Source organism: uncultured Chitinophaga sp. (assembly GCF_937874145.1).
Taxonomy (GTDB): Bacteria; Bacteroidota; Bacteroidia; order Chitinophagales; family Chitinophagaceae; genus Chitinophaga.
This window is the reverse complement of sequence record NZ_CALNBI010000084.1, coordinates 1-6,928: the sequence shown is the minus strand read 5'-3', so window position 1 is coordinate 6,928 and position 6,928 is coordinate 1. Positions and strand designations below refer to the sequence as shown.

Below are 6,928 nucleotides of genomic sequence, written 5' to 3'. Positions count from 1 at the left end.
GTTGCCGTCTTTGTCGGGCTGGAAGAGGACGTTGTGTCCCTGCGGGGTTTTCACGGCGCGGGGGTCGTTGAAACCGCGGACGCCCTGGAGGGTGCCGAAGCAGTGATCGAAGGAGCGGTTTTCCTGCATGAGGAAAACGACGTGCTCGGCGTCCAGGAAGGTGCTGCCGGGCGCGGGATCGATGGCCATCGCCCGCTGGATGGTTTCGGGGAGGATGTTGGCCAGCCCCCCTGCTCCGGTGAGTAGCGCTGCTTTCCGGAGAAATTCTCTTCTTGAGTCCATAAGGATTGTTCTAAGGTTAAATGCCGATGGGCCAAAATAGGAATAATTCCGGACCGGCAATGTCAAACTTATATGAACTGCCGCCCCGGCAGGTACAGGAGGCGGAAGGCGGGGGATTTGCCCTCAGGGATGGAGATATTTTTCTTTCGTAACTTCGCGGCAAATAAATCAACGGATATGGGCATCGCAGACAAACTTTTTCAGATGAAGAACGAAAAATCAGCCGCCAACCTGAAGGCCGGCCAGGACTTTCTTGCCGCCAACAAGGAAAAGCCCGGTGTTACGGCGCTTCCCAGCGGTTTGCAATATGAGATCATTAAAGAAGGTACCGGCGCGAAGCCTGGCCCTACCAGCAAAGTGACCTGCCATTACCATGGCACCCTGATCGACGGTACCGTGTTCGACAGCTCCGTACAACGCGGACAGCCGGCCACTTTCCCGCTCAACATGGTGATCAAGGGCTGGACCGAAGGCCTCCAATTGATGCCCCAGGGCAGCAAATGGCGCTTCTTCATCCCGGCGGACCTCGGCTACGGCGACCGCCAGGTAAGTGCGCAGATCGGCCCCAACAGCACCCTGATCTTCGACGTGGAGCTGCTGGGAATCAGCTAAATTATTCCAGGGCCCGTCCAGCTGCAAGCGGACGGGCCTTTTTTTATTGCAGCAAGCCTGCATACGCTTTTTCAACATTCACCATTCCTTTCCCGATAAACTGCTACTTCAATATTTGCGCATGACCCCGCTGATCGTACAATTGCAGGAAGATTTACGCGCTGCCGGCACACCGGCAGGACAAGCCTCCGCCAGGAGGTTTTTCAAAGAAGACATCCGGACTTACGGCGTGAAATCGGCTGCGTCCAAGGCGTTGGCCAGGCCGTTCATCCAGGCGCTCAAAAAGGAGCCCAAGGCAGCGGCGTTTGCCGTGTGCGGGGAATTGTGGGAATCGGGGTATATGGAAGAAACCCTCATCGCCTGCGACCTTTCCTATTCGCGGCGGAAAGAATTTGCGGCGGGAGACTTCAGGCTGTTTGAACATTGGCTGCACGAATACGTCACCAACTGGGCGGCCTGCGATACGTTTTGCAATCATACCGTCGGCGAATTCCTGATGCGGTTTCCCGACAAACTGCCTGTTTTGCTGAAATGGGCGCGTTCCAAAAACCGCTGGGTCCGCAGGGCGGCCGCGGTATCGCTGATCATACCGGCCAGGAAGGGTTTGTGGCTGGAAGAAGCGCTGCAAATCGCCACCGTGCTGCTGCACGACGAAGATGATATGGTGCGGAAAGGGTACGGCTGGATGTTGAAGGCTTATGCCGAGCGGCATGAAGCGGAGGTTTTTGCCTTTGTAATGGCAAATAAATCCAGCATGCCCCGAACGGCATTGCGATATGCGATTGAAAAGATGCCGGCCGACCTGAAACGGCGGGCGATGGAGAAGTAATCAGGGAACGAGGAGCATATCGTACCGGTGCATCCCTTCCGCATACCCGTTTTCCGTGTATTTAACGATGGTAAAGCCGTACTTTTCGAAGAAAGGGTATGAATGCTGCGTGGTGTCGAGCTTGATGCTGCAGGCAGGGCAATGCCGGCGGATATATTCGATCCTGAATAACAGGAATTTTTTACCGATGCCGCGTTTATGCAGCCGGTTATCCACCATACCCCAGACCATCCCGGCCAGGTTGTTCTGCGGTTCTATGAACACACCGCCGCAGCCCACGTTCAATCCATCCTCCTCCAACACAAAATAAGCGGCCTCCCCTTCTACTTTGAAAGGCCCGCCGTTCTGGTATTTATCCAGCCAATCCGTAAAATCGGGCAATTCTTCGGGAAGGAAATACTTCGGCATGTTGCTTTTAAAAGCAGCGATACAAGCATCATAATCGGAAGATTCATACGGTCGGATCAGCATGTCTGGCGGGGTTTATGTTACGCCAAAGCTCGCGAAAAACTTTCATAATCCCATTGCCGCCGCCTGTTCTTCATCGACGAAAAAATACTATTTGTATGCCGTAACCGGTTATTTTTGAAAAAAGCAAACTGATGAAATACCTCATCCTGGCCATAGCCATTATTTGTGAAGTGATTGCGACATCCGCGCTGAAGGCATCCGAAGGATTTACCAAACCCTGGCCTTCTCTCATTGTTGTAGCAGGTTATGGCATTGCATTCTATTGTTTGAGCCTGACCCTGAAGTCGATCCCCGTCGGGATCGCATATGCGATCTGGTCGGGCCTCGGCATCGTGCTGGTTTCGGCAGCGGGTTGGATTTTGTATAAACAGAAACTGGATGCCGGCGCTATTGTGGGGATGCTGTTGATCATCGCCGGGGTGATCGTCGTGAACGTATTCTCCAAAAGCGAAGCGCATTAATCCGCGGGGATGCCGTTTGTCGATAAACAAGGCTTTCCGTCTACCAGATATTATTATTTTTAATATCCCGGGCGGTAATTTCCCGCAAGGGCTATGTTTGCATTATGGACGTACCGTGGCTATTCCGAAACAGGGGCCGGTTGCTGACGCACCTGGCATTCTGGATTTTCGCTTTTTTAATGCTGACCTATATCTACAGCACCGCATTCGATTCCTGGGAACTGGGGATCAAAGTGGTGCTCATGCTCCTGCCCGTTCATATCATTTACTTCTATTTCCTCCAGTACTTCGTGCTCCGTAAATACTTCAGCGGCAAATACTCCGCTGCCGTGTTCCTCGCTTTCCTCATCATGGCCGCCATGGCGGTAGCGTACCGGCTCACGGAGATTTACATCACCGATCCCTACATCTTCGATTTCTATTCCCGGACTGACCCCCACTTTACCTGGAGCAAACTGGAAAAAGACCGCTGGCAACAGCTGATCAGCAAAGGCGATTTTGTAAATGCCGTGGAAAGGAGCAACGTGGTGGTATGGATCGGCGTAACCCTTACCCTTTTTGCCATGTGGCACGAAAGAAAAAACGCCATGCTGCAGGCAGAGCTGAACTTCCTGAAAGGGCAGCTGCACCCCCACTTCCTCTTCAATTCCCTCAACAACCTCTACGCCCTATCGCTGAACAATGCCCCCCAGGCCCCGGGGATCATCCTCGGCCTGTCCAATATCCTGCGGTATGTGATCTATGAATGTACGGCCGACCGCGTACTGCTGGAAAGGGAAATCGAAGTACTGAAAGATTACATCCGCCTGGAACAGCTGCGCTATGAAGAACGGCTCGACCTGAACCTGAATATCGACGTGGAACCCGCCGCCTGGCAGATCGCGCCTATTCTCATGCTGCCCCTGGTGGAAAATGCCTTCAAACATGGCGCCGGCGAAACCATGCACCATCCCTGGATCAACATCGAACTGCGGGTGGCGAAAGGAGAATTGTGGCTGAAGATCAGCAACAGCAAACCGGAACCCGCTCCTGCCCCGTCCAACAAACAAGGCGGCAATATCGGGCTGAAGAACGTCCGCCACCGCCTGCAACTCCTCTACCCCGAAGCACATTCCCTCCATTGGTTCGACGAAGAAGACTGCTTTATCATAGAAATGATGGTTACCTTATCTTCCCCAACTAAATCCTGACCATGCAAATCCGGACACTGATCGTAGACGACGAGCCTCATGCCATTGAGATCCTCCTGAAATACACGGCCAACATCCCCGAAATCCGGATCGTGGCCACCTGCAGCAACGCCATCGAGGCATTCCAGGTGCTGCAGCGGCATGAAGTGGACCTGTTGCTGGTGGATATCAAGATGCCGGGGCTGACGGGCACCGACCTCGTGAGAAGCCTGAAAAGCCCGCCCATGATAATATTCACCACGGCTTACCATGAGTTCGCGGTGGAAGGGTTCGATCTCAATGCGGTCGATTACCTCGTCAAACCCATTCCCCTCAACCGGTTCCTGCGGGCAATCGACAAAGTCATGCACCAGGTGAAAGGCAAAACAGGTGTATTTGAAGAACGCCCCGACACACCGGCCCCATTGCCCGTCAAACATTTCCTGTACCTGCGGATCGACCGGCAGACGGTGAAAGTGGATACGGAAGACATCCTCTGGATCGAAAGCATCAAGGATTACATCAAAGTAGTGACGCGGCAGAAAATTTATGTCGCCAAACAGAAGATCAGCGTAGTGGAAAAGCTGTTGCCCATGGACCAGTTCCTCCGCATCCACCGTTCTTTTATCGTTCCGGAAACCAAAGTGGAAGGATATAACCCCAATTACCTGGTAATCGCCGGCAGCAGGATCCCCATCGGCCGCAATTACAAGCAGGCCTGCGCGGAGAAATTCAACGTACGGCCGGCGCCGTAACCCGCGGTATAGCGACCAAACCCTGCGTCCGTCGACATGAATTGCATGCCCGCCGCAATTCCCCGAAACTTGCATTCCATTTCTGACCATTCAACAATTTTATTTAAATGGAAGCATTACAAGCCAACGGATTCCGGCGTTACCAGGGAGGATATTTCAGGACCCTCATCGCGCCGGAGCATACGCAGAACGCCATGGCGCTCATCGAATTCACCCTTCCCCGCGGCGCAGAGCCCCCGCTGCATGTCCATCAAAACGAAGACGAAACTTTCTATGTGCTGGAAGGCCGGCTCAGCGTCCGTGTAGCGGATAAGGTTACCATCCTGGAGCCCGGAGAGGCGCTCTTTGCCCCTAAAAACACCCCACACGCCTTCAGCATCCTGACTGACAGCGCCAAACTGCTCAACCTCATTACCCCCGGTACGCTGCACCGCTTCTTCGAAGACTTCAGCGCACCCCTCAACGGCGCTCCGGCCATCGCCACGGAAGCGCCCGCGCCCGATATGGAAGCCATTGCCAAAATGGTGCAAACGATCTCCCAACAATACCAGGTTCTTTTTCTGGAAACCAAATAACAAGCATCACACATGAAACTCCAACTGTATTTCGGCGCAGGTATCCTGGCGCTGCTGGCGGCCTGTTCGCAGAAAGACGAATCGATCGCCCAAAAATTCACGATCGACGAAAGCAAATCCACCGTGGAATGGAAAGGCAGCGCCCCAACGCATTTCCACAAAGGTTCGTTTAAAGTGACGGGCGCCTTCCTCACGGATGGCAGCTCCCAGCTCACCGGCGGCGACTTCAGCATCCCCATCGCCAGCATCGATAACTCCGATTTGTCGGGCCCGCCCAAAACCGAGTTGCTCAACCACCTGAAAAGCCCCGATTTCTTCAACCTGGCCGTTTACCCCACCGCCACTTTCCGCATCACGAAGATCGAGGCGTTCAAAGACCCCGCCACCGGCGCAAACGTAAAAGTAACGGGCAATTTCACCCTGATCGGACAAGAGCATCCGTTGCAGATCCCCGCGAAAGTAACCGTCACGAAAGACAGGATATCCGTCGAATCCAACTTCAAACTCAACCGCCACGTCTGGGGCATGAGCAAATACAACGACCCGGCCGAGACGCTCTACATCCTGCCAGATATCGATATCACACTGGCGCTCCAGGGCATCCCATCCAAGTAAGAAGCATGACCCCAAAAACAAGAAAGCCTGTCGAAACGATCGACAGGCTTTTGTTTTGGGGTTAATCTGCAGGTTTGATGGCAACCTCCTGCCAGGTTATACGCAGTATTTTTTAAACAGCCGCTGCCTCACGCCGGCCACGCGGGCAATGCACCCCAGCAAGGCGAACAGGGGCGTAAAAACGACGGCGATACCAGCCGGATGCATATCGCTCATCGCCGATACGGCAGCCAGGACCAAGGGGTTCCTGGGTATTCCTTTTTCATCGGTTTGCCCGTCGGCCGCGAGGCCATACAGCACGCGCAATGCATGCTCGAAGCCGGCAGAGCCGGGTAAGATGACCGTCGTAAACAGCACCGGCTCGACGGATTCGTTGGAGAAATTATGCACCACGCCTTTTTCCACCGTAAACTTTTCGCCGGAGGAAAGGCGAACCTTCCGGTTGGCAAGGGTGAGCGTCAACACGCCTTCCACTACGGAAAAGGTTTCTGAGAAGTGCTTATGGTAATGGAGCGGCGTACCGCCGCCAGGCATGAGCTTGACAAGCAAAGTGGAAATACGGCCGCCCGTTTGGGCCGCGGTTTGAGTGAAGGTGACTTCATCTTTGATGACCGGGTTGATAATCGTTTCTTTCATGGGGCGATTTTTTAAGCTTTTCTCCTGATCCTGAAACTGCCGGACACCATTTTACTTTTGTTCTGGCAATCCGATACACGCGTGTAAACTGTTACCGTGAAGTTGCCCGAGATGATGCCGCCTATGCTGCCGTACTGCTCAATATTCAGCCTGCCTTTTCCATAACGGGGCACACTTTCTCCGCAATTGTAATAGGTGCTGAGATAAACGACGCTGGTGCCGTCGGGTATAGACACCTGCACATTGAAGAGATCGGGGCCCACCGCGCTGCCCACGTCGTATCCGCCGGGTTTGGAAGCGTTCAGGAAAAGGCCGATCGCTCCCGTGACCCCGGTGCCCATCAGTGTGGTAGCGGTTCCCAACAGTCCTCCGTCGATGGCCACGGCCATATGTTGGGTCCCGTCCATTTCCCAAATGAAGTATTCGTCCGGCACCAGTTTTATCGGGACCTGCACGATCGCCAGGCCGGAATTCCCGGCCCTGTCCGGATGGCGCTTGCTGACCATATTTTTGATCCTCACGC

Annotated in this window: 11 protein-coding genes; 7 read left to right on the top strand and 4 right to left on the bottom strand. The window is 54.0% G+C overall.

All coding sequences use genetic code 11. The features are described 5' to 3' along the window. Nucleotides 1-282 (bottom strand): alkaline phosphatase family protein (locus Q0510_RS03810; protein ID WP_298708413.1); only part of this gene is annotated, 282 nt, incomplete at its 3' end. A gap of 129 nt (nt 283-411) precedes the next feature. On the opposite strand from Q0510_RS03810, the gene Q0510_RS03805 reads away from it, so the two are divergent. Together Q0510_RS03805 and Q0510_RS03800 are read left to right on the top strand one after the other, a co-directional pair. Next, nucleotides 412-894 (top strand): FKBP-type peptidyl-prolyl cis-trans isomerase, encoded by a 483-nt coding sequence (locus Q0510_RS03805; protein ID WP_366940985.1) that lies wholly within the window; start codon nt 412-414, stop codon nt 892-894. A 121-nt stretch (nt 895-1,015) separates the two neighbouring features. After that, complete coding sequence (locus Q0510_RS03800; protein ID WP_298708411.1) at nt 1,016-1,723, top strand: DNA alkylation repair protein; 708 nt, start codon at nt 1,016-1,018, stop codon at nt 1,721-1,723. Here Q0510_RS03800 and Q0510_RS03795 read toward each other — a convergent pair whose 3' ends face one another. Further along, nucleotides 1,724-2,194: a GNAT family N-acetyltransferase gene (locus tag Q0510_RS03795; protein WP_298708410.1), complete on the bottom strand. Its 471-nt coding sequence runs from the start codon at nt 2,192-2,194 to the stop codon at nt 1,724-1,726. A 128-nt stretch (nt 2,195-2,322) separates the two neighbouring features. Here Q0510_RS03795 and Q0510_RS03790 point away from each other — a divergent pair, with 128 nt between their 5' ends. The 5 genes from Q0510_RS03790 to Q0510_RS03770 all read left to right on the top strand — a co-directional run bounded on the left by Q0510_RS03790 (nt 2,323) and on the right by Q0510_RS03770 (nt 5,769). Continuing rightward, entirely contained in the window at nt 2,323-2,655 is a 333-nt protein-coding gene (locus Q0510_RS03790; RefSeq protein ID WP_298708414.1) for a multidrug efflux SMR transporter, read from the top strand. Nucleotides 2,656-2,795: 140 nt separating this feature from the next. Further along, a complete protein-coding gene (locus Q0510_RS03785) occupies nt 2,796-3,845 on the top strand; it encodes a histidine kinase (protein WP_298708409.1) in 1,050 nt (349 codons plus the stop codon). A 2-nt stretch (nt 3,846-3,847) separates the two neighbouring features. Then, complete coding sequence (locus Q0510_RS03780) at nt 3,848-4,579, top strand: LytTR family DNA-binding domain-containing protein (RefSeq protein ID WP_298708408.1); 732 nt, start codon at nt 3,848-3,850, stop codon at nt 4,577-4,579. A gap of 107 nt (nt 4,580-4,686) precedes the next feature. Next, nucleotides 4,687-5,154 carry a cupin domain-containing protein gene (locus tag Q0510_RS03775; protein WP_298708407.1) on the top strand — a complete coding sequence of 156 codons (468 nt, stop codon included), beginning with the start codon at nt 4,687-4,689 and terminating at the stop codon, nt 5,152-5,154. A 12-nt stretch (nt 5,155-5,166) separates the two neighbouring features. After that, complete coding sequence (locus tag Q0510_RS03770) at nt 5,167-5,769, top strand: YceI family protein (protein WP_298708406.1); 603 nt, start codon at nt 5,167-5,169, stop codon at nt 5,767-5,769. Nucleotides 5,770-5,865: 96 nt separating this feature from the next. Here Q0510_RS03770 and Q0510_RS03765 read toward each other — a convergent pair whose 3' ends face one another. Together Q0510_RS03765 and Q0510_RS03760 are read right to left on the bottom strand one after the other, a co-directional pair. Next, nucleotides 5,866-6,405 carry a cupin domain-containing protein gene (locus tag Q0510_RS03765; RefSeq protein ID WP_298708405.1) on the bottom strand — a complete coding sequence of 180 codons (540 nt, stop codon included), beginning with the start codon at nt 6,403-6,405 and terminating at the stop codon, nt 5,866-5,868. Between the two features lie 11 nt (nt 6,406-6,416). Then, a partial coding sequence (locus Q0510_RS03760; RefSeq protein WP_298708403.1) for a hypothetical protein occupies nt 6,417-6,928 on the bottom strand: 512 nt, incomplete at its 5' end.

What these genes read in the sequence shown, in the direction of transcription:
- Q0510_RS03805 (WP_366940985.1), top strand. Translation starts at nt 412, where the DNA reads ATGGAGATATTTTTCTTTCGTAACTTCGCGGCAAATAAATCAACGGAT.
- Q0510_RS03800 (WP_298708411.1), top strand. Translation starts at nt 1,016, where the DNA reads ATGACCCCGCTGATCGTACAATTGCAGGAAGATTTACGCGCTGCCGGC.
- Q0510_RS03795 (WP_298708410.1), bottom strand. Translation starts at nt 2,194, where the DNA reads ATGCTGATCCGACCGTATGAATCTTCCGATTATGATGCTTGTATCGCT.
- Q0510_RS03780 (WP_298708408.1), top strand. Translation starts at nt 3,848, where the DNA reads ATGCAAATCCGGACACTGATCGTAGACGACGAGCCTCATGCCATTGAG.
- Q0510_RS03775 (WP_298708407.1), top strand. Translation starts at nt 4,687, where the DNA reads ATGGAAGCATTACAAGCCAACGGATTCCGGCGTTACCAGGGAGGATAT.
- Q0510_RS03770 (WP_298708406.1), top strand. Translation starts at nt 5,167, where the DNA reads ATGAAACTCCAACTGTATTTCGGCGCAGGTATCCTGGCGCTGCTGGCG.
- Q0510_RS03765 (WP_298708405.1), bottom strand. Translation starts at nt 6,405, where the DNA reads ATGAAAGAAACGATTATCAACCCGGTCATCAAAGATGAAGTCACCTTC.